23 protein-coding genes and 1 tRNA gene are annotated in these 21,134 nt (G+C 36.3%); 9 read left to right on the forward strand and 15 right to left on the reverse strand.

Features of this window, described 5'->3' with window-relative positions:
- Nucleotide 1: 1 nt before the first annotated feature.
- Both AC0L3Q_RS21595 and galE read left to right on the forward strand, forming a co-directional pair.
- Nucleotides 2-1,570: a sodium:solute symporter gene (locus tag AC0L3Q_RS21595; RefSeq protein WP_473282826.1), complete on the forward strand. Its 1,569-nt coding sequence runs from the start codon at nucleotides 2-4 to the stop codon at nucleotides 1,568-1,570.
- A gap of 102 nt (nucleotides 1,571-1,672) precedes the next feature.
- Nucleotides 1,673-2,689: a UDP-glucose 4-epimerase GalE gene (galE, locus tag AC0L3Q_RS21600; RefSeq protein WP_473282828.1), complete on the forward strand. Its 1,017-nt coding sequence runs from the start codon at nucleotides 1,673-1,675 to the stop codon at nucleotides 2,687-2,689.
- Between the two features lie 102 nt (nucleotides 2,690-2,791).
- On the opposite strand, the gene AC0L3Q_RS21605 is transcribed toward galE, so the two are convergent.
- The 8 genes from AC0L3Q_RS21605 to AC0L3Q_RS21640 all read right to left on the reverse strand — a co-directional run bounded on the left by AC0L3Q_RS21605 (nucleotide 2,792) and on the right by AC0L3Q_RS21640 (nucleotide 11,140).
- Nucleotides 2,792-4,912, reverse strand: coding sequence for a peptidylprolyl isomerase (locus AC0L3Q_RS21605; RefSeq protein ID WP_473282830.1), 2,121 nt, complete (start codon nucleotides 4,910-4,912; stop codon nucleotides 2,792-2,794).
- Between the two features lie 124 nt (nucleotides 4,913-5,036).
- Nucleotides 5,037-5,687: a lysoplasmalogenase gene (locus tag AC0L3Q_RS21610; RefSeq protein WP_473282832.1), complete on the reverse strand. Its 651-nt coding sequence runs from the start codon at nucleotides 5,685-5,687 to the stop codon at nucleotides 5,037-5,039.
- 63 nt (nucleotides 5,688-5,750) lie between these two features.
- Nucleotides 5,751-7,019 (reverse strand): hemolysin family protein, encoded by a 1,269-nt coding sequence (locus AC0L3Q_RS21615; RefSeq protein ID WP_473282834.1) that lies wholly within the window; start codon nucleotides 7,017-7,019, stop codon nucleotides 5,751-5,753.
- Nucleotides 7,020-7,022: 3 nt separating this feature from the next.
- Nucleotides 7,023-7,217, reverse strand: a complete 195-nt coding sequence (locus AC0L3Q_RS21620; protein WP_473282836.1) for a hypothetical protein — start codon at nucleotides 7,215-7,217, stop codon at nucleotides 7,023-7,025.
- Between the two features lie 9 nt (nucleotides 7,218-7,226).
- A complete protein-coding gene (lptC, locus tag AC0L3Q_RS21625; protein WP_473282838.1) occupies nucleotides 7,227-7,781 on the reverse strand; it encodes an LPS export ABC transporter periplasmic protein LptC in 555 nt (184 codons plus the stop codon).
- Nucleotides 7,781-9,151 carry a tetratricopeptide repeat protein gene (locus AC0L3Q_RS21630; RefSeq protein ID WP_473282840.1) on the reverse strand — a complete coding sequence of 457 codons (1,371 nt, stop codon included), beginning with the start codon at nucleotides 9,149-9,151 and terminating at the stop codon, nucleotides 7,781-7,783. The genes lptC and AC0L3Q_RS21630 overlap by 1 nt, the downstream gene beginning before the upstream one ends.
- A 16-nt stretch (nucleotides 9,152-9,167) precedes the next feature.
- On the reverse strand, nucleotides 9,168-10,412 hold the full coding sequence (locus AC0L3Q_RS21635) for a hypothetical protein (protein WP_473282842.1): 1,245 nt from the start codon (nucleotides 10,410-10,412) through the stop codon (nucleotides 9,168-9,170).
- Nucleotides 10,409-11,140, reverse strand: coding sequence for a type III pantothenate kinase (locus AC0L3Q_RS21640; protein ID WP_473282844.1), 732 nt, complete (start codon nucleotides 11,138-11,140; stop codon nucleotides 10,409-10,411). Before AC0L3Q_RS21640 ends, AC0L3Q_RS21635 begins: the two co-directional genes overlap by 4 nt.
- A 98-nt stretch (nucleotides 11,141-11,238) precedes the next feature.
- Between AC0L3Q_RS21640 and AC0L3Q_RS21645 the strand changes: the two genes are divergently transcribed.
- A tRNA-Phe gene (locus AC0L3Q_RS21645) sits at nucleotides 11,239-11,311 on the forward strand.
- Between the two features lie 58 nt (nucleotides 11,312-11,369).
- Here the strand turns inward: AC0L3Q_RS21645 and AC0L3Q_RS21650 are convergent.
- The 7 genes from AC0L3Q_RS21650 to AC0L3Q_RS21680 all read right to left on the reverse strand — a co-directional run bounded on the left by AC0L3Q_RS21650 (nucleotide 11,370) and on the right by AC0L3Q_RS21680 (nucleotide 16,153).
- Nucleotides 11,370-11,603: a hexameric tyrosine-coordinated heme protein gene (locus AC0L3Q_RS21650; RefSeq protein WP_473282846.1), complete on the reverse strand. Its 234-nt coding sequence runs from the start codon at nucleotides 11,601-11,603 to the stop codon at nucleotides 11,370-11,372.
- A 174-nt stretch (nucleotides 11,604-11,777) separates the two neighbouring features.
- Nucleotides 11,778-12,059, reverse strand: coding sequence for a hypothetical protein (locus AC0L3Q_RS21655; RefSeq protein WP_473282848.1), 282 nt, complete (start codon nucleotides 12,057-12,059; stop codon nucleotides 11,778-11,780).
- A gap of 55 nt (nucleotides 12,060-12,114) precedes the next feature.
- Complete coding sequence (locus AC0L3Q_RS21660; RefSeq protein ID WP_473282850.1) at nucleotides 12,115-12,522, reverse strand: group III truncated hemoglobin; 408 nt, start codon at nucleotides 12,520-12,522, stop codon at nucleotides 12,115-12,117.
- Between the two features lies 1 nt (nucleotide 12,523).
- Nucleotides 12,524-14,797, reverse strand: a complete 2,274-nt coding sequence (locus AC0L3Q_RS21665; RefSeq protein ID WP_473282852.1) for a nitric-oxide reductase large subunit — start codon at nucleotides 14,795-14,797, stop codon at nucleotides 12,524-12,526.
- A gap of 23 nt (nucleotides 14,798-14,820) precedes the next feature.
- Entirely contained in the window at nucleotides 14,821-15,159 is a 339-nt protein-coding gene (locus tag AC0L3Q_RS21670; RefSeq protein ID WP_473282854.1) for a cupin domain-containing protein, read from the reverse strand.
- Between the two features lie 56 nt (nucleotides 15,160-15,215).
- Complete coding sequence (locus AC0L3Q_RS21675; protein ID WP_473282855.1) at nucleotides 15,216-15,677, reverse strand: hypothetical protein; 462 nt, start codon at nucleotides 15,675-15,677, stop codon at nucleotides 15,216-15,218.
- Between the two features lie 44 nt (nucleotides 15,678-15,721).
- Nucleotides 15,722-16,153, reverse strand: a complete 432-nt coding sequence (locus tag AC0L3Q_RS21680) for an RrF2 family transcriptional regulator (protein WP_473282857.1) — start codon at nucleotides 16,151-16,153, stop codon at nucleotides 15,722-15,724.
- Between the two features lie 229 nt (nucleotides 16,154-16,382).
- On the opposite strand from AC0L3Q_RS21680, the gene AC0L3Q_RS21685 reads away from it, so the two are divergent.
- From AC0L3Q_RS21685 to AC0L3Q_RS21710, 6 genes are read left to right on the forward strand one after another with little or no spacing between them, the layout of a single operon-like run.
- The gene (locus AC0L3Q_RS21685) at nucleotides 16,383-16,550 is read left to right on the forward strand and encodes a response regulator (protein WP_473282858.1); all 168 of its coding nucleotides are present in this window, start codon (nucleotides 16,383-16,385) and stop codon (nucleotides 16,548-16,550) included.
- A 17-nt stretch (nucleotides 16,551-16,567) separates the two neighbouring features.
- Nucleotides 16,568-16,789 carry a response regulator gene (locus tag AC0L3Q_RS21690; RefSeq protein ID WP_473282860.1) on the forward strand — a complete coding sequence of 74 codons (222 nt, stop codon included), beginning with the start codon at nucleotides 16,568-16,570 and terminating at the stop codon, nucleotides 16,787-16,789.
- A gap of 19 nt (nucleotides 16,790-16,808) precedes the next feature.
- The gene (locus tag AC0L3Q_RS21695) at nucleotides 16,809-17,354 is read left to right on the forward strand and encodes a heme NO-binding domain-containing protein (RefSeq protein WP_473282862.1); all 546 of its coding nucleotides are present in this window, start codon (nucleotides 16,809-16,811) and stop codon (nucleotides 17,352-17,354) included.
- Entirely contained in the window at nucleotides 17,347-18,936 is a 1,590-nt protein-coding gene (locus AC0L3Q_RS21700) for a sensor histidine kinase (RefSeq protein ID WP_473282864.1), read from the forward strand. Before AC0L3Q_RS21695 ends, AC0L3Q_RS21700 begins: the two co-directional genes overlap by 8 nt.
- A gap of 5 nt (nucleotides 18,937-18,941) precedes the next feature.
- Nucleotides 18,942-20,075 carry an FIST signal transduction protein gene (locus AC0L3Q_RS21705; protein WP_473282866.1) on the forward strand — a complete coding sequence of 378 codons (1,134 nt, stop codon included), beginning with the start codon at nucleotides 18,942-18,944 and terminating at the stop codon, nucleotides 20,073-20,075.
- A 37-nt stretch (nucleotides 20,076-20,112) separates the two neighbouring features.
- On the forward strand, nucleotides 20,113-21,132 hold the full coding sequence (locus tag AC0L3Q_RS21710; RefSeq protein WP_473282868.1) for a sensor histidine kinase: 1,020 nt from the start codon (nucleotides 20,113-20,115) through the stop codon (nucleotides 21,130-21,132).
- Nucleotides 21,133-21,134 lie beyond the last annotated feature (2 nt).

A 21,134-nucleotide genomic window follows, 5' to 3' on the forward strand; every position in this document is an offset into this window, starting at 1 on the left:
TATGGGGAATGAAATTAGCACTATAGATATCACGGTAATTGTTATTTACTTTATCGCAGTTATGCTCATTGGTCTTTACGTAGCAAGAAGCACCAAAACTGGCGAAGATCTTTTTCTTGGCGGAAGATCTTTTGGGTGGGGACTCATAGGATTATCACTTTTTGCATCAAACATCTCTACCTCTACCATCATCGGATTATCTGGAGCGGCATATAGCTCAGGTATTGTACAGTCCGTATACGAATGGATGACAGGTATACCGCTTATCATAGCTGCATTAATCTTTATCCCGCTATATCTAAAATCCAAAATCACCACCATTCCCGAGTTTTTAGAACTGCGTTTTGACAATCGATCCAGAACATTTTTTTCTGCGATCACCATATTCACCAGTATTGTTGTGGATACTGCAGGAGGATTGTACGCCGGATCTATTGTGCTACAAGCATTTTTCCCGGAGTTAGTAATTTGGCAAACTTGTTTAATTCTGGCTTTGGTTGCCGGTCTATATACCGCTTTTGGAGGTCTAAAAGCCGTAGTATACACAGATGCCATACAAGCAATTATATTGATTATAGGATGCTCTGTCTTATCCTATATGCTATTCGAAAAACTAGACTTCTCCTGGAGTAATGTAGTTTCCAACGCTCCAGAAGGGCATTTATCAATTATTCGCCCAGCAGACGATGAATCTTTACCTTGGCCTGGTTTAATAATGGCCGTTCCGATTTTAGGTTTTTGGTATTGGACTACCAACCAATATATCGTGCAACGGGTGCTAGGAGCAAAAAACATACAGCATGCGCGTTGGGGTGTTATACTAGCAAGCTTCCTTAAAATTGTACCACTCTTTATTATGGTAATTCCAGGAGCCATGGCCATTGGATTATTTCCAGGTCTAGAAAACCCAGATCAGGTATTCCCGACTACGGTAATGAAAGTATTGCCTGTAGGGCTTGTAGGTTTGGTATTGGCGGGATTGATCTCTGCTATTATGTCTAGCGTAGATTCTACATTAAACTCTGCCTCGACACTGGTAGTAATCGATTTCATAAAGACCAGAAAGAAAGATATTACAGAAAAACAAGTGCTCAACTATGGTAGGATAACCACCGTAGTCCTCATGGTGATTGCTGCAGTATGGGCACCTTTAATCGCAAATTTTGGTGGTATTTGGGCATATCTACAACAAATGTTTTCAATCATTGTGCCTCCTATTGCTGTTCTTTTTTTGGTAGGCGTTTTTTACAAAAGAGGAAATGGTACGGGGGCATTTTGGACTTTAATTTTAGGGACTTTGGGGGGTGTTATTTTGTTTATTCTGGGGCAAAAAGATATCTGGACACTCCATTATACCTATAATGTAGGAATCATGGTAGTTATAAGTAGTATATTATTTATAGTTATCAGCCAGTTTTCATCTCCTCCGGAAACTCAAAAGATCCAGCTATACACCTTCAACAAAGAACTATTGAAAACAGAAAAGGAAGTTTCCTGGTATCTGGATTACAGGTATCACATTGTCATCTTATTGGCGGCAATAGGTTTCTTAATGATTAAATTTTGGTAAAACGATCATTCTTTGGGAGTAATACTTTTTGATTCTTTTTCAAATGTATAAATTTGTCAACCCCCTTTGTAAAAAGAGAATCTTAATTAATTTAAAAAGAATATGAAAATTTTAGTTACGGGAGGATTAGGTTTTATAGGTTCTCATACTGTAGTAGAATTGCAAAATGAAGGGTTCGATGTTGTTATCATTGACAATTGTTCTAATTCATCTCCCGATGTTTTGGATAGAATTACCAGAATTACCGGAAAGAAACCCGTTTTTGAAGAATTTGACCTTAGAGAAAAAGACAAGGTTCAAGATTTCTTCAATCGCCATCAGGATATCCAGGGTGTCATCCATTTTGCAGCTTCTAAAGCAGTTGGAGAAAGTGTAGAAAACCCATTGTTGTATTATGAAAACAATCTTTCTACATTGGTCTATCTGTTACAGGAGCTTACCGCAAAAGCCTCTTCGAATTTTATTTTTAGTTCTTCTTGTACCGTTTATGGTCAGGCAGACGAGTTACCGATAACGGAGAATGCTCCGGTAAAAACCGCAGAATCTCCATACGGAAACACAAAACAAATAGGTGAAGAGATCATCAGGGATACTTGCAAAGTAAACACCTCTTTAAAAGCCATTTCTCTTCGATATTTTAACCCTATTGGAGCACATCTATCTGCAGAGATTGGAGAATTACCTATTGGTGTACCTCAAAATTTGGTGCCATATATTACGCAAACCGCAATAGGACTAAGAGAACAACTCTCAGTTTTTGGAGACGATTATCCTACACAAGATGGTACATGTATCAGAGATTACATTCATGTAGTGGATTTGGCAAAAGCTCATGTCGTAGCCTTACAACGCTTGATTAATAGCAAAAACGAATCGAATTACGAAGTTTTTAATGTAGGTACAGGAACTGGTAGTAGTGTGCTAGAAGTTATTCAATCCTTCGAAAAGGTTTCGGGGCAAAAGTTAAATTATAAGATTGTTGATCGAAGAGAAGGGGATATTACAGCTGCTTATGCAGATACTACAAAGGCTAATAACATTCTCGGCTGGAAAGCGCAAAGTAGTCTTGACGATTCATTAGGTTCTGCATGGAAATGGGAACAAAAAGTGAGAAGTTAGCAAACATAAATTATACTGTCCTTATACAAATAATTAAGGAGCATAAAAAAACCTGAGTAAAAATACTCAGGTTTTTTTATGCTTTATTTTGTTCTCTATCTACTAGTAGAACTTAGCTCTTTTATCTTCGATCTCTGCAGCTTCTTTAAGCGCATCAAATACAGAGGCATTAACCAATCCCGCACTTGATTTTGAAGCTTGAGAAGCGTAACTCATATATGTATCTAATCCACTCGCTGGCTCTTTCTTAGTCACCTCGATTACATATACTCCATTATTTCCAACAATTGGCTGAGAAACCGTTCCTTGCTCTAATGCAAATGCTGTTCCTACTACTACAGGCTCAGTACCAGCCCCTCCAATGGTAGGAGTTTTCATAGTTAAAGCAGCAGCAGTTTTTACAGTCTGTCCCTGTGAACTAGCAATAGCATCCAAAGAACTACCAGAAATTTTATTCTTAAGCATTTCTGCTTTCTTCTCCTTTATTAATATTGGCTTTACTGTTGGGCTAGCGTCTGCAACAGTCATCGTTCCTTTATCTGCTTTTGCAGTTAACTGAACTACCGCATATCCATCAGGAATATCAAAACGCTTGATATCACCTACCTTAGACTCCTCGTTAAACGCCCATTGAACGATCGCTCTTTTGGCACCTAATCCGGGGATGTTTTCATCAAGTTCTTTAATCTTATTTACAGGACGTACTGCCAATTCATTTTCTTTAGAAACTTCTTCAAAATCCTTGTCTCTTGCAGCAATTTGAAACTTGGTAGTTTCGGTAAAAATTGCATTGATTGTTTTTTCGCTAGGCTCAACCTTTTGAGCAACTGTAGCAACTTTTACAGTTTTTTGTGGATTTTTCTGATCGTCGATTCTAATGATATGGTATCCAAACTGAGTCTCAACGATACCTTGATCTCCTACAGCATTATCAAAACAATAGTCATTGAAAGATGGCACCATAGTTCCTGGTACAAAATACCCTAAATCTCCTCCTTTATCTTTATTAGAGTTATCTGCAGAATATTGAGCTGCCAATTCCGTAAACTTATCTGCATTACCTTTTACCACATTGGCAATACTATCGGCTAAGGCTTTTGCCTCTTCTTTAGTACGCTTTACTTCTCCAGCTGTACGTAGACCTTCCCAAGCCACTAAAATATGACTTGCCTGTACAGAATCTGGCATTTGTTTCTGTGCTATTACCTTAGATACTTTAAAGAAATCACCATCTTTATATGGTCCATATACTTGTCCTATCTCTAAGTTGTAGATCGTATCTGCTACAGCAGCAGGAAGATTCTTTTTGAACTTGAAGCTATCATCAAACTTCAATACAGAATACTGGTTTACAAATTCTTCTGCATTCTCTGCATTTCTAAATCCAGGAACAGTATCTGTCTTTTTTGTGTTTTCGTTAAATTCTGCTCTATCATCCAATAATAAAGCAACTCTTTCTTTTATTTCGTTTTCGTCTTCTTCGCTTGGCTTTTCGTTGAAGATTACATAGCGAATACTTCGAGAAGCTTCTGCTTCATACTGATCTACATTCTTATTGATATACTCTTTGATTTCAGCATCCGACACCTGAACATCTGCATCTTGAATACCAGAATATGGAAGCTGAACGTATTTGATATCTACTTTGTCATTTTCCATTTTGTAAGAAAGCTCTCCTTCTTTTAAGGTAGCTCCCACTCCTGCCTTAATCATATTAAGATAGGTCTCTTCTCTAGCTCCTTTACTCACTGATGCTTCATAGTCTAACCACTGCTGATATGCTTGAGGTGATGTTGCTTTTACATTAGCAACATATTCTTGCATTTTTAATTTATCAAAAACACCAGCTTCGTTCTGAAAAGTAGGATTGTTTGCTAATCCTTCTGCCAATAATTCGTTTACCTGATCTTTTCCAACCTGGATTCCAAGTTCATCAAATTGTTCTTCAAAAACAGCTTCACGAATTTGTTGATTCCAAACATAATTCACAGCTTGAATGCTTGAAGATCCTCCTCCAAAACCTCTAGAAGCAGCCTCTACTTTTCTAGCAAAGTCAGTTCTATCAATATCTTTTCCATTGATTGTAGCGATAGTATTCTCAGCATTTTGAGAGATAGCTCCTCCATTACGTATTAAATCAGCAAGCACGAAAGAAAAAAGTGCCAGTGCGATTATAACGATCAAAAAAACTGAGCGCTGTCTAATTTTATTTAAAACTGCCATGTTACGTGTAATTTATTCAAATATAGTGGGCGAAAATACCATTTTATTAGAATAATACCAATTAAAACACTAAAGTCTTACGAAGTTTTTTTCCTAAAATTTAGATCCCTTAATTAAAGCATTTTTATCCCTTGTTTTTTTCAGAATATAAGGGTGGATTTTGATAGATAATTCCATACACAATTAGGAGCTGAGCCAGCGCATATGTGCTCATAATCCATATATGGCTATAAGGTAAAGAGGCATAAAACATGTTTACCGCCAATAGACTATCTGAAAGCATAAAAACCAAGGCTCCCATAAGTACGAATAGATAACTTTTCTTACCCACCTCTTGAGACCTAAAATATGAACTATTTGCCATCCCCAAAATAACAATCATGTATACTAGTACAGGAATCAACATCGTCTTTAAACCTGGGTACAAAAGAAAGAACAATCCGAATCCGTACACTGCAGTCAAAATAGGAAAAAACTTATTCCTCTGTCCAAAAGCTTTATCCTTCAAAAACAACAAAATATAACAGATGTGAGCCAATAAAAACATAGCCAACCCAAGCATAAAGAATAATTGCCCATGAAATAGTAGAAAAACATCCCCTGCTAGAGAAAAAACAAGCGCCACTAATAAATAACCGAATCTGAAAAAAGGGATTGTGGTCTTGCGAAGTATAAGGAAAACAAGTAACGAGCAAACAATAGCTGGTTTGGTTACATATCTAACTTCAGGGTTTGAAAACAGGTACACAAAAATAAGATCGCATAGTACTATCATTGCATACAATGCAGCAAAAAATTTAGCACTATTATTTTGTGTTTGGAATAAGGTCAAAACAAATCAATCCTCTTCAATAACGGTTAGTTCTACGATTTCTATTTTGGTATTTGATGTATCCACAACACTAATCTTAAAGGAATCGATCAATACCTCATCATCCTTTTCAGGAATTTCTTCGGTGTGATTAACGATCATACCTCCTAGCGTCTCGTAATTCTCGCTTTCAGGTAAATTAAGTTTATAGGTTTCATTCAGATAATCCACCTCTAACCTGGCAGAAAAACGATATCGAGATTCGTCCAGTTGCTCTTCTATAAGCGCTAACGAATCATGCTCATCTTCAATTTCTCCAAAAAGCTCTTCAACAATATCTTCTACCGTAATGATCCCACTGGTACCGCCATACTCATCTATTACCACAGCAATACTTTTATGCTTTTTGGTCAAAAGATTAAGCACATCCTTTACAAACATGGTTTCAGGAACAAAAATTACAGGTAACAATATGGAACGTAAGGATTTTGGTTTTTTGAACAGTTCGAAAGAATGCACATACCCTATAATATCATCTACAGTACCATTGTAAATAATAATCTTGGAGAGACCTGTATCAATAAACAATTGACTTACTTCCTCTATAGATTGTGATTTTTCTACAGCCACAATTTCTGTTCTGGGCACCATTACCTCCCTGGATTTTACGTCTGAAAAATCCAATGCATTCTGAAAGATCTGAATTTCACTATCGATCTTATCATGTTCTTCTACGGTTTCCATCTGTTCATTAATGTAATCTCCCAATTCTGTCTTGCTGAATGCCAATTGCACCTGATCTCCGTCTGTTTTAAAAAATCGTTTTAACACTACATCTGAAACCCAGATTACGAACCAAGAAATTGGCGAAAAAAAGAGGTAAAAAACATACGCTGGCAACGAAAATATCTTGAGCAATTTGTTGGCATAAATCTGAAAAAAAACTTTTGGCAAAAATTCTGCAGTAAGCAAAATAATCAATGTAGAAATTGCAGTTTGCACCAAAAGACTAATACTACCGGCCATATTGGGATAATACCCTTCGATATAGTGCATAAGGACGTCTCCCATATAAAAACCATATACTACTAAAGCAATATTATTTCCGACCAACATGGTGGCAATAAACTTGGATGGTTTTTTGGTTAAACGGGTGAGTAGTACGGATAAGAATCCCGCTTGTTTCTTTTCAATTTCGATGTGAATTTTATTCGAGGATACATAGGCAATCTCCATTCCTGAAAAAAAAGCCGAGAGAATTAAGGAAATGACAATAACAACAAAATGTAATTCCATGAATTATTCTTTGTTATTGGCCTCAAATCGTTTACCAAAGTTTCTTTTAAAGAAGAACATAAAAATCGCGATTACGGCAAAGAAGAGGTACATCATGCTTTTGCCTCCTTCCTGGCCCCACTCTAAATACGCTTCATAAATAAAAAAGCATGCTATAGCTAGATAAGCATACTGAAAAAACTTAAATACTTTCATCATAACAATGGATTACTCCTCGATAAACATGACACCTTCATTGATTCTTGAATTCAAGATAGTAAAATCCTGATTAGCATCAAAACCGTCAGCCTCATTGATGGTGCCATCGGGCAATAAACTTTTATAGGGTTGATCTGTAAATATCCAGCTGATGTTTTGATCCCAGTACAATTGATTTGCTTGTAAATGTGTACTATCTGCCGTTTTGATATCTACATTACCTCTCATATCTATCAATCCTGTTTGTTGATAGGAGATGGCATAATCTGAAGTAATAACACTTACTTTTCCTTCTTTATCTATTACATCCAAAACAATGCCCTCGGGAAATTCATGATACCCAAAAGACTTGTTTGTAAAATCTAATACTCTGGGTGTTTTTAATACTGCAGTGAGTCTACCAGAATCTGTATACTTAAGATTTACATCAAAGGCTTCTGCTATAGGAGCCTCTTCTGATACGATATAATTTTGATTGCCCTGACTAGATTGGCATGAAAAAAACATTGTCACAGCAAATGCTGTGACAATGTATATAAGTGTATTATAATTTTTATTCTGCATTATAATTTTGGTACTCTTACCGTTTCACCAATCCAACATCCAATTTTAACAGAGGTAACACCTGGATTATTAAAGATGTCTGTTTTTGATGGTGCTTTTGCTTTATAGTTGGCTGCAGTTTTGTTAGCAGTAGATTTCAAACTTGGATCAACTTTCCCAGCTCTTCTTGCATAGTTTTCTGCTAACCAGTATACCGCTCTTTTGCTAAATACATCAGTACCACATGCGTTTGCACTGCTTGCAATCATACTCGCAATTCGTAAGTGACACACTCCCATAGAAGGCTTATATTTTAACGCTTTTCTGTAGTATGATCTCGCTTTTCCTTTGCTTCCTTTCTTTCTTAAAGTCTCTGCAATTTTGAAATATACTTTTGCTTTATCGCTAGACTTTGTTTCTAACTCTGCAGATTGGTTAAAGTAATCCAAAGCTGTAGTTGTCTTTTTGTCTTTTAATGCCAAAAGACCTAAATAATACGCTGACTTCGCAGATGGCTCTGCTTTATGTAATGCTTCTACCAACTTAAAGAATAACGGATCTTCTGTACATTCTTTGGCAGACATTCTTCCTGCAGCTCCTTTTAACCAATTGATATCTGTCTTCTTATCTTCAAACTGACCTGTATACAAAGGGATTAAGTTTTTACAATCCGCCAATTCTCCCAACTTTTGATTTACTCCGGCTTTTACCTTACTATAATTAGATAAAATAGTAGAAGATCTTTTTAGAGATTTCTTCTCCTTACTAGATAAAGCGGTACCAGCCTCTTCTTTATCAGTAAGCTCAGCAATCGTTTTTGCTTTTGCACTCTCTTCATCTTCTATTTTTTCAATTACTCCGTCATATAAATCAAAAACTTCCTGTAATTCTTTTTTCCCTTCACCATGAAGATCTACTAATAGAGAAAAATAGGTATAAACGTTCTTAGGGTTATCAACATTCTTCTTATCCTCTGTCCAAGCTTTATGTAATTCTGCAAACTGCTCTTCCTTAGATCCTATTTTATTATCATACATTAATTGCCCAATGGTCGAATGCATATCACCTATTTTGGTTTTCGCAGGAAAATACTGAAAACGCTCTTTAAGTAATTGAATCATCTCCTTCGCAATTGCTACTTTATCTCCTCCTGCCGCTTTTTTAAGCTTGTCTTTTAATAATTTCTCTCCAAACTGATATGTAGCGACACTGTAGGTAGGGCATTCTTTTCTTACTTTCCATAGGGGCTCTTCTGCTGCTGCATAATTTTTCACCTTCGCATGTTCGTAAGCTATAGATGCTGTAGTAGCACAATCTGTAGCCTGAGCATTTACATTCGATGCACTTAAAACTAATCCTGTCGCTATAACAAATAAAAATTTAGTATTCATAGCTGTATCTATTGTGTTAATTAAATTTAATCTGTCTAAACCACTGATCATTCAGTGATAAACTTATGGATACATTAAAGAACTCTTCTTTAACCAATCCAAAATCTGTCGTTCCTCGTTGACCATATTCAAAACCAATGTTTGCATTAGAGAACAATCGACCAACTGGTAAGCCAACTCCAAAAGACATGCCAAACTCATCAATCGTGGTACCATCAATTGTTAAACCTGTTTCTTCATATCGGAAACCTGCTCTATATACTACCCGACTAAAATAGCTTGTTAAGGAGTTATAATTAGGAATATAATATCCTCCCAGCCTATATTTTGAACCTCTTTCGTTATCCACATTGTCTTGCACAAACAATTGGTTGGTATCACTTCCTGAATCCGTAAACACATACTCTCCCCCAACAAACCATTGTTTGGGCTTACCAATACCTGCACCAAACTTCAACTCTGCCGGAAGATCTATATCTCGTTCTGCCAACTCTGTTTCCTGTCTATCTATAACCCCTTCGGCTCCGTTATTACCCACAATGATTGTGGCCAATTCTCGTGTTCCCTCAGCAGTTAACCCAAAAGAAGGTGTAGAAACTACAGAAGCCTGTAGTTCTAAGTTTTCGGTAATCATTTTCTTGAAATTTACCCCTAGAGACAAGCTAAATGATGACAGATCTGTGCTTGTAATTTCTCTAGTATCAAACTGAATATCAGGACGCTGCAGTATGGTTCTATTTTCAATGTTTCCAAAGTTATAATTAAAATCCAAACCAACACTTAGATTCTTGTTAACTTTAACACCTGCGGATAAAAAAACCTTATTTAAACCTCCAGTTCCTGTAAATCGTCGTTCGGCACCGTCTGCATCTATAGAGTTAAGTCTGTATCCTACGGATGTCACAGGGATAACTCCAAATCCAAATCCAAACTTTCCGGCAGGTATTCCTACAGCCAAATAATCCAAAGAGGCATTATCTCCCGAAGACGACTCGGTTTCATTACTAATTTTAAAATTATTGTATGACGTTCCTACGGTGTATGTGGTAAGTCTTAATTCTCCGAATGCAGCTGGGTTTTGTAGATTCAAATGGATACTATCGGCTAAAATACTCAATCCTCCCATCGATCTATTCTCTACCGTTCCTTTAAATTTCTGGATCCCTATTCCATAAAAAGAATAAGGCGAAGCGGTTCCTTCCTGAGCATTGGAAACTATGGCCGTAAAAGCCACTATGATTACTAAAATCTTCTTTATCATCTACTATTATTAAAAGCTAAAATGTAGTTTAATCCCTCCAACAAAAAATTAGAAGTGGCAAATATGCCATTTTTTAATCTTTTAGACAAAAAATGTGCATCTCCTCCGGTTAAAATAACTGTTAAATCAGGATAAATGTTGCAATATTCTTCAATTACTCCCTGTATTTCGTATAAAATTCCTTGAACAACCCCAGAATGAATAGCTTCATTTGTTGTGTTTCCTACATGATTTTCAGGAAGTTTAGGTTCTAATAATGGCAATTTTGCGGTATAATTATTTAAGCTCTGATAACGTAAACGTATTCCGGGAGCGATGGCTCCACCCAAATATTCTTCTTTTTCGTTCTTAAAATCGTAGGTAATACAGGTTCCAGCATCTATCACTAACACATTCTTTTGTGGATATTGATCTACAGCCGCAGCTACCAAAGCCAATCGATCAATTCCAAGTGTTTCTGGAGTTTTGTATAAATTAGAAAAGGGCATTGCAATTTTATGGCTAACAATTAATGTTTCATAAAGTTCCTGTATCCGTTTTACGGTATCAGGATTCAAATGGGATACCGAAGAGATAATCGCTTTTTGAATTAATGGGTACTTTTTATGGATATCTTGAACCTCTTGATCAAAATCATCTTGAACAATGGTTTTTTTTGCTACAATTTTGGATTGATCAAACATCCCTATTTTTATGTATGTATTGCCTACATCAATGATAAGATTCATATGTCAAAAGCTAAGCGATAAAAATACAAAACGAAATTTTTAAATTTTTCTTTTGACTATTAAAAAAAGCGTTCTATATTTGCATCCGCTTACAGCGAGGTGCCTTAGCTCAGTTGGTAGAGCAAAGGACTGAAAATCCTTGTGTCCCTGGTTCGATTCCTGGAGGCACCACCTCAAAAAGCCCGAACAATTTGTTCGGGCTTTTTTTATGATAATCAATAGTTTATTGTTATTTCCAGTAGTTATTTGCAGCAGAAATTGTTTGAAAGTTGGTCGCGATTACTTGAGAAGCTGCGGTTAATCCAGAGGCATCATTAGCATAATCCTTTCTTAGCCTTTTTAACACCTCCATATCCGGTTGTGTCGATTTTACACCCATACGAGATAACTTTATAGCCAGTTCAAAACCTTCTTGAGGTGTAGGCGTAATTAAACTTGGCAACCATACTTCTTTTTGTTCCATCTCTTTGATTTTTATGATTCAATTTTTTTCTTTCTAATTTCTAGTTCAATTCTTTTAAAACCCCATCAAAACCATTATTGGGTGATATTTTTGATGGGGAATAGTAAAATAAACAGAATGATTCTTCTCTTCTAATTTGAAGGTCTACGCTATATTGTTGCTAAGCTTTACAGACTACAACAAATTAAAAACCACAAACACTGTACTAGATATAACACTAAGAATTAGGAGATTAAAACTCAACTTAGGTTTCTGTTGGGATAGGATGGCCCCATTATAAAACATACATAAAATGGTCACCACAAACAGTTGAATCATTTGGGTCACAGAATTACCATTCATTAAAATAAACATAGCTGCTACCGATCCCAAACAACTTTGACCTATAATGGCAATAGGTGAATATCCTATAATTCCTTTTTCATATTCTTCTAAATAACTTTGATAAATTTTCATAGTTCTTATTTTTAATGAAGTAGAGCGGCCAGTAGACGCTCTACCTCTATTATTGTTAATTCATATTTTGAGGCCTACTCTTCCAAATAGCGATGTATTGATTGGTTGCCATTTTTCTAGCCGCATCTTTTGCTCGTTGTGCAAGCTTTCCTTCATAAAGTGCATCTATGGTGCTAAACCACAGTTGCAACCATTTACCGAAATGAAGCTGGGTGACCGTATGATTTAGATTTTTATCTACATCTTTGTGCGCCTTTACTGGGTTCCCCTTAAAACTAGCAACACCAAATAACGCCGTCATCCAAAAATCCGTGAGTTTCTGTATGTGTGCTGGCCATTGCTCTTCGGCCAGGTGATGATTAAAAATTGGGCCTAGTGTATCATCTTTTCGTATTCGTTTATAAAATGTAGACACCAACACCAACACATCTTCTCTATCATGTATTTCTTTCAAACGATTCATTTTAGTATGCTTTTTTTGTTTGCAGTTCTTTACCTTCAAACTGTATGTTTCGAACTGTTTGTCCTTTTCTAAAACAATAGAAAGTTTCATTGATCGTAAACCAACAGAAGTAAAATATTCCCACAGAGAATATGATATCGCCGACCATACGAAGCCATTTTAAGGTTTGTACGACAGGGGAATACAACAGTTCTGCATCTCTTGCAAATGAATATCCTTTGGTGATCGAAGTATACGCCTGGATAATACCAACAGGAAGTAAACTAAGTACTACCATGGCTATCAAACCAACATTCAAGCACCAGAAAGCAATCTTAAGTTTTGGGCTATCCCATGCTCTATCCGAAAAGAAGCGTAAACATATAATAATGAACCCCATACCTAACATACCATACACTCCAAATAGAGCGGTATGCGCGTGCACAGCTGTAGTATTAAGGCCTTGTATGTAGTACAATGCAATCGGAGGGTTAATCAAGAAGCCAAATACTCCTGCGCCCAACATGTTCCAAAAAGCAACTGCTATAAAAAAGAATATGGGCCATTTGTATTTCTGCATCCACTCCGTAGATTTCAAGAGGTTCCAATTCTCTCGAATTTCAAATCCCATCAAAGTAAGAGGTACCACCTCTAGCGCACTAAATGTAGCTCCCAAGGCAATGGCCTGTACAGGAGTCCCAGAATAATACAAGTGATGCAGAGTTCCTATAATTCCTCCTGCCAAAAATATGGTAGCAGAGGCAATAGAAGCTTTACCCGCTGTCTTAGCAGATAAGATCTTCATACGAAGAAAGATAAATGCAATAATTACGGTGGCAAAAACTTCAAAAAAACCTTCTACCCACAAATGCACCAACCACCATCTCCAGTAATTAATAACTGGTAAACTACTGTTCTCCCCATACATGAGACCCGAGAAGAAAAACATTCCTATAGCCATTACAGATATAAGCAAGATGATGAGTAGGTGTTTTGAGTCATCATTTCTTCTAATTCCATACAAAATATGTCTCCCAACCATAAACACCCACAGCACCAAACCAACGGCCAGGAAAAGTTGCCAGAACCTTCCTAGATCCATATATTCATATCCCTGATGACCGAAGAAAAAATTAGTCGTAAGGTCTAGAAATTGGTGTACCCCCAACCACTCGCCGATTAATGATCCCAGAACAATAATCAGTAAGGCAATAAATAGAAAGTTAATTCCAAAAACCTGGTATTTCATCTCTTTGCCACTAATCATTGGGGCTAAAAACAATCCAGCAGCTAGCCAGGTTGCCGCAATCCAAAACACCGCCAATTGTGTATGCCAGGTACGAGTAATCGAATATGGCAAAATGCTAGCCAGATCAAAGCCAAAAAACGCTTGTCCTTCTACCGTGTAGTGAACAGTCAAAATCCCTAGGATAATTTGTAAGCCGATAAGTAGTGAGATGACGATGAAATATTTCAATACCGACTTTTGAGACCTTACCAGTTGTAACGTTTGCATTGGGTCTTCTTCGGGATGCGTTAGCGCTTCTCCTTTTTCATGATTTCGTATATAGTAATACACTAATATGCCTATAAACAAGAGTAGTAATATGATTGAAAATCCAGACCAAATTTGAGAATCTGGGGTGATTGTATTTTCGATCAACGGTTCATGAGGCCAATTAGAGGTATACGTATAATTTTGTTCGGGTCTATTGGTACTTGCAGCCCAGGAGGTCCAGAACAAAAATGCATTGAGTTGATGTAATTTATGAGGATAGGTTAATGCTCCCTTCTGAATCGCATATTGTTCATGACCTTCAGAAAAAATAGATGCATAATACGCTGCATTTTCTTTGAAGGCCTTATACCTTTCTACAGAAATTGTAATTGTCCTGTCTTCGGTTTCAAAGGTGTTTGTTCTAATATCTTTTACCAATCTTGCTTTTAAAGCCGCTTTCTTTTCTTCATCAAGGTGCTCATAATTAGTATCAAAGTCTCTTTGAGCCCAGGAATCTAACATAAACACTGCCTCCCTATGAATCCAATCGGCGGTCCAATCGGGGGCTACATAACTCCCGTGCCCCCAAATAGATCCTACTTCCATTCCTCCTATAGACTCCCAAACGTTTTGCCCTGTTTGGATATCCTCTTTGGTCAATACGACTTCTTGAGTTTCGCCCACTATGACCTTATCTGGAATAGGTGGTTGCGTTTGATAAATTTCTGTTCCTACCCAGATTAATGCTACAAACGATAATGTAACTACTGTTATAAATCCGATCCAAATCTTTTTCATGTCTTTATTATTTTGCGAAGGAACTAATTGATTAAATCTTTAATTCTGTTGGGTTTATCATGGACGGAGATAGATAATCGAATAATACAATCCTCTACACACGTCAAATCATGAGGTACATTTTCTGCAAGAGCTACCAAGTCTCCTTTTTGGAGAAGTGTTTTTTTACCATTGACTCCAAAATCTATGGCACCCTCAAATAATTCTACCATGATGGGGTACGGAGCAGTGTGTTCTTTCATTTCTTGTCCTTTTTTCATTACAATTCTTATTTCTTTACTGGTTTTGGTTTTTAGTAAAACCGTGATAGTAGGTTTACCTTCGTTATATTGTATGTCATTTGTAAGTGATACTTTTTCCATAATAGCAGGTGTTATCTTTTGAAAATTTTTCTTTATTCTTAATTTCTTGGCAATGTTCATTCTTTGGTTTCTTCAGCAACTTTCATCATTCTTAATAGTTTACTTCCATAGATAAAGAGGCTTGCCGTTTTGCCTATTTCGAGCAATACATACCACAGATGTATACTACTATCCGGCACCTCGACTCCGTTAATGATTTGCTCTGCTCTTTGATCTAAGACCGGAAGTAACCATAGCGTTTGTAGTATTAAAATGATAAAAGGAAGGATGATATAAGAAGAAACAAACGGTAGTCGCCATACTGACGTTAATCGAAATATTGTAAACACCAATACCACAGCCAGGCCTATTTCTACTTTGTTTAAAGCCGCAAAAACGAGTTTCCCAATACTCAATCCTATTGGCGTCGTTACTCCGTCTGCCTGAAATTTCAACCAGGCCTCCATAAAGCTAATCGCACATACAAATCCAATCCATATAAAGGTGGTTGCACTACTAATGTTCAGGCTTTTTTTCATAACAGATTAAAAGATCTTTTTATCCTTTATATTTTTAAATTTTTTTATCGTTTTAGTATAGCAAGATCTGCATTCAAGTCTTCTGCTAGTGATTGTAGTGATGTACTTTCTAACATGCTTCTTAAATCATTTCTAATGGCAACAAATCTATGATGTAAAGGACAAGGAGATTTCGCATCACATTGTTTCAACCCTAATCCGCATCCCGTATAGATCGAATCTCCATCAAGTACACTTACTATTTCACTCAGCTTTGTATTCATCTTCTCCTCTTCAATGACAAAACCGCCGTAAGGCCCTTTTATGGATTTCACAATATTATTTCTTGTAAGTTGTTGAAGTACTTTTGCCGTAAAAGCCTGCGGAGAATCTATCTCTTCAGAAATAGTAGTCAAACTTACCTTATTATTTTTGGTAGTCTGCTGAGCGATAAAAATCACTGCCCTAAGTCCATATTCACAAGATTTTGAAAACATACTTCAACAATTATGGGTCAAAGATAGTATTTTTTTATAAAGGATAAAAATATCCTTTATAAAAATTTAATACCGTTTATCGTCATTTTACCATTCGCCTACACTAAACTACCATTCGTCGACACTAAAAACACCCTTAAACGAAAGATCCCAGTAAAATACCTATAAAAGCCCAATCTTTGAAGTGTCAAAAAGAAACAATATTAATACCCCTAAAAACTGAAACGTGATGAGTTTAACATTTTTATTAATCGAAGATGATGAAATTGAAAGACTAAAATTTGCACGAGTAATGCAAAAAAACAATTTCAATCACAGACTACTTGAAGCCGAGAATGGAGAAGAAGCTTTAAAAATTTTAGAGAAAAAAGATTCTTTACCAGATATTATTTTTTAGATTTGAATATGCCAAAGATGAATGGCCTAGAATTTCTAAAGATACTGAAGTCCGATACATCGTTAAATTATACCCCTGTAGTTATCCTTAGTACTTCTAATAATCATAATGATCTTAAAGATAGTTATGAGACTGGAGTAGCAGGATACATCGTCAAGCCTCTTAAATATGAAGATTACGCGTACAAAATTAAGTGCATGATCGAATATTGGAGTGTAAACGAATTTGTGAACGCATAAATTTAAAACTACATAACGTATGAAAGGTATTGTTTTTACTGAGTTTTTGGAATTAGTAGAGGATAAATTCGGCTTGGAAATGGTCGATACTATTATCGAGAAGTCAAATTTACCATCGCAAGGAGCTTACACCGCAATTGGTACTTATGATTTTTCTGAAATGCTAAGTCTCCTCAAAAACTTAAGCGAAAACAGCGGCCTAAGTATAGACGATCTCTTACTCACATATGCAGAACATTTTTTTGGGGTATTGGCAGAAAGCTATCCCGATCTGATAAAACGCTATAAGGATCCGTTAGACATGTTGTCCTCTATCGAGAATCACATACATGTAGAAGTACAAAAAATTTATCCAGATGCAGAACTACCTACTTTTGAGGTACAAGAAAAAACAGAAGACAAATTAGTACTGATCTATAAATCCAGTCGAGCCATGTATAGTTTTGGCCTTGGATTGATGCGCAAGACTTTTGAACACTTTGATACTAAAGCCAATATTACTTACGAAAAATTATCGTCAGATGGAACCGAAGTAAAATTTAGTATTGTAAAAACGAATGGGTAATGATCAAGAAATATTTAAAAGAGCTTTAGCGAGAGAAAAGGCAGCGAGAAAACAAGCAGAAAAAATTCTTGAGGACAAATCCAGAGAATTATATTTTATAACGCAGCAACTTAAAAAAGCTAACGAGCAACTAGAAGATCTGGTCGATGTAAAAGAATCAGAGCTTCAAGGTGTTTTCGACAATTTGGTAGACGCCTATGTGCTCATGGACCTACACGGAAATGTTCAGGAAATGAATCAGGCGGCCGTCGAATTGTTTGGATACGATGTACGTAATGAAAAACTTAATGTGGTTCAACTGATCTATAAAGAAGATTATGAGTATGCCATGACTTCCTTTTTTAAGCTTACTCAAGATGGTTTTTTCTCTGACTATCAAGCCAGGGTGTACACCAAACACAATGGTGTGCGTACTGTACACATCAATGCCAGTATCATAAAAGATAAAAACAAAAAACCTATTGCAGCACAAGGTATTGTGCGAGATATCACCACTACCCTAGAACAGCAACGTATTTTTGAGAATCAACGACAGCAATTATCAGTAATCGTTGAAAATTCTTCTTTGGGTATCGTACTCACCCAAATGGGTAAAATTCTTCAAACCAATAAAGCCTTTCAGGACCTATTGCAGTATTCTCAGGAAGAGCTTCTGGAGATGGATGTTAAGGAAATTTCTATGCCCGACGAATACAAAGAATCCGAGGAAAACATGCAAAAGATGACCAGTGGCGAAATCGGAGGATTCTCTATAAATAAAAGGTATCGCAAAAAAAATGGAGGTATCTTTTGGGCAAAAACCAGTGTGGCTGCCGTTAGAAAACAAAATGGTGATATGCAGTATCAAGTGGCTTTAATAGAGGATATAACCGATCAGCGAGAACATGAGAAACAACGAGATTTGCTACTCAAAAACTTAGAAAAGAGTAACAAAGAGCTGAATGATTATGCACATATCGTTTCGCATGATTTAAAATCTCCTCTACGAAGTATGAATGCTTTGATTACCTGGTTAAAAGAAGATTATGAATCAGTTCTGGATGAAGGCGCACAACAATCTTTTGATATGTTGCTCAAAAAGGTAGACAAGATGGATCATTTAATCAATGGTATTCTTGAATATTCGAGCGTCGACAAAGGAGAACATATACAAAAGACCATTGATCTTAATAGCACTGTAAAAGATATTATTGATATTATTTATATCCCAGATCATATCGAGGTTACCGTAACTTCAGATTTGCCCGTGGTACAAGGGGATAATTTTAGACTACAACAACTATTTCAGAATTTAATCAATAATGCTGTAAAATATAATGACAAAGAAAAGGGTTGGATCAAAGTATCCTGCATCCCACAAAAAACGCATTGGCAATTTGCAATAGAAGATAATGGGCCGGGAATCCCAAAAAAATATCACGAAAAAATATTTAGAGTATTTCAAACTCTTGATGATAACAAAGAATCTACAGGAGTTGGACTATCTATTGTCAAAAAAATCATCGATTTGTACGATGGCAAAATTTGGGTAACTTCAGAAGAGGGAAAGGGTACCACGTTTCACTTTACTTTAAAAAAATAACTTTTATGAAATTTCAACAGTTCGAAAAGAAAAAAGATCAGGATTGGACCCCAAAAGGATCAACAGACACATCACTAAAAAACCCTTTAGTTTTAGTATTTGGTAATCGATATGCCTTGGATAATGATACCATTTATGAGGAGGTAAGACAACTTTTTCCTGAAGGAGATATCATCTTTGGATCTACTGCCGGAGAAATTATTGGGGATAAAGTACTCGAAGACTCTATTACGCTAACCGCTATAGAATTTGAAAACAGTAGCTACATGATTTATCGAGAAAACAGCATGGATCATGAAAAGGATTCTTTAGAATTAGGGAAACGACTTATCCAAAAAGTACCAAAAGAAGGTCTGAAACATATTTTTGTAGTTTCTGAAGGTAGTTTTGTTAATGGTTCTGCATTGATCGATGGTTTGGAAACCGAAATTGATGGCATTGCAATAACAGGAGGCTTATGTGGTGATGATTCCAGATTTGAAAAAACCCTTGCTAGTTACAATGAAAATCCCAAAGAAGGAGAAGTGATTTTAATAGCGTTTTATGGGGAAACTCTTGAAATCAGCTTTGCACAATACGGTGGATGGACTCCTTTTGGACCCGAACGTATCATCACTAAATCTGAACAAAACGTACTTTTCGAATTAGACAATCAACCTGCATTGGATTTGTATAAAAAATATCTTGGGGATAAGGTAGAAGAACTCCCACAATCTGCACTCTTATATCCATTGAGTGTAAAGTCTGAAAATAAAAAAGAAGCCATAGTGCGTACGATATTAAATATCGATGAAGATCAAAATACGATGACCCTTGCAGGAGATGTACCAGAAGGTTCTAAGGTTCAACTAATGATGGCCAATATTGACCATATTGTTGATGGTGCACTGCAAGCGGCAGATATTGGGATGGAAGCCCGAAAACACAAACCAGAACTGGCTATTCTAGTTAGTTGTATTGGCAGAAAACTGGTTATGGATCAAAGAGTAGAAGAAGAAATCGAAGAAGTGATGGAATCTATAGGAAACCAGGCAACCATCACTGGTTTTTACTCCTATGGCGAATTGGCTCCTTTTACTGGGTATTTAGCCTGTGAATTGCACAACCAAACCATGACATTAACATTGTTTAGTGAATAATATGCACTCATTGCTTAAAAGACAAATACGTAAGTTTTTGGACGCAGAAATTAAAGAGTCCGAAACCATTAACTCATTTCTGGAAGCCGTAAACAGTTCTTATCAAAATTATGAAGAACAATTTACTATGCTTCAAAGAGCGATGGCAATCAGCTCTCAGGAGTTATTTGACGCTAATAGAAAATTACAATTGGAAGCCGAGGAACAGAAAAAAGTAATCGCTAGTCTGACCGAAGCTACCAAAACGTTACGATCGGTTTCTTTCAAGAAGGATAAAGGCGATAATGAAAGTAAAGAATTAAGTGGTATCGAGTTGGCTAATCTTATCGAAGAACAAGCCTTGCAGATTTCAAAAATTGAAAAACAAAGAGAGATTCTACTCAAAGATCTCGAAAAAAGTAACCGAGATCTTAATGATTATGCCCATGTGGTATCTCATGATTTAAAATCTCCGCTTCGTACGGTCAACACCCTGATCACCTGGATCAGAGAAGATAATGGTGATAATCTGGATAAATCCACTCAGGACCACCTTGAAAGAATCGATTCGAACATCGAAAAAATGGATAATCTGATTACAGGAATCCTGGAGTATTCTGTAGTAGATGACAAAACTCAAAATCTAAAATCCGAAATAATTTTGGGTCCTTTGATCGATGAAATTATTGAGCTTACTCAAATACCTGATCATATTACTGTAAAGACTCCAAAAATACTTCCTGTAATACATGCAGATTCTTCAAGAATAAAGCAACTATTTCAAAACCTAATTACCAATGCTATCAAGGCTATAGATAAAGAAAAAGGAGAAGTTTGTGTTCTTTTTGAAGAGCTTCCGGATTTCTGGCAATTTGGAATCAAAGATAACGGGAAAGGGATTCCCGAAAAGTACCATAAAAAAGTATTTGAAATATTTCAAAAATTAGAATCCAAAGACAAATCCACAGGTATTGGATTGTCAATAGTCAAGAAAATTGTAGCTTTTTATGAAGGCAAGATATGGATAGAATCACAAGAAGGTATAGGGACTACGTTTTTTTTCACCTTAAAAAAATAAGT

Source organism: Aquimarina sp. KJ22-3 (genome assembly GCF_055808215.1).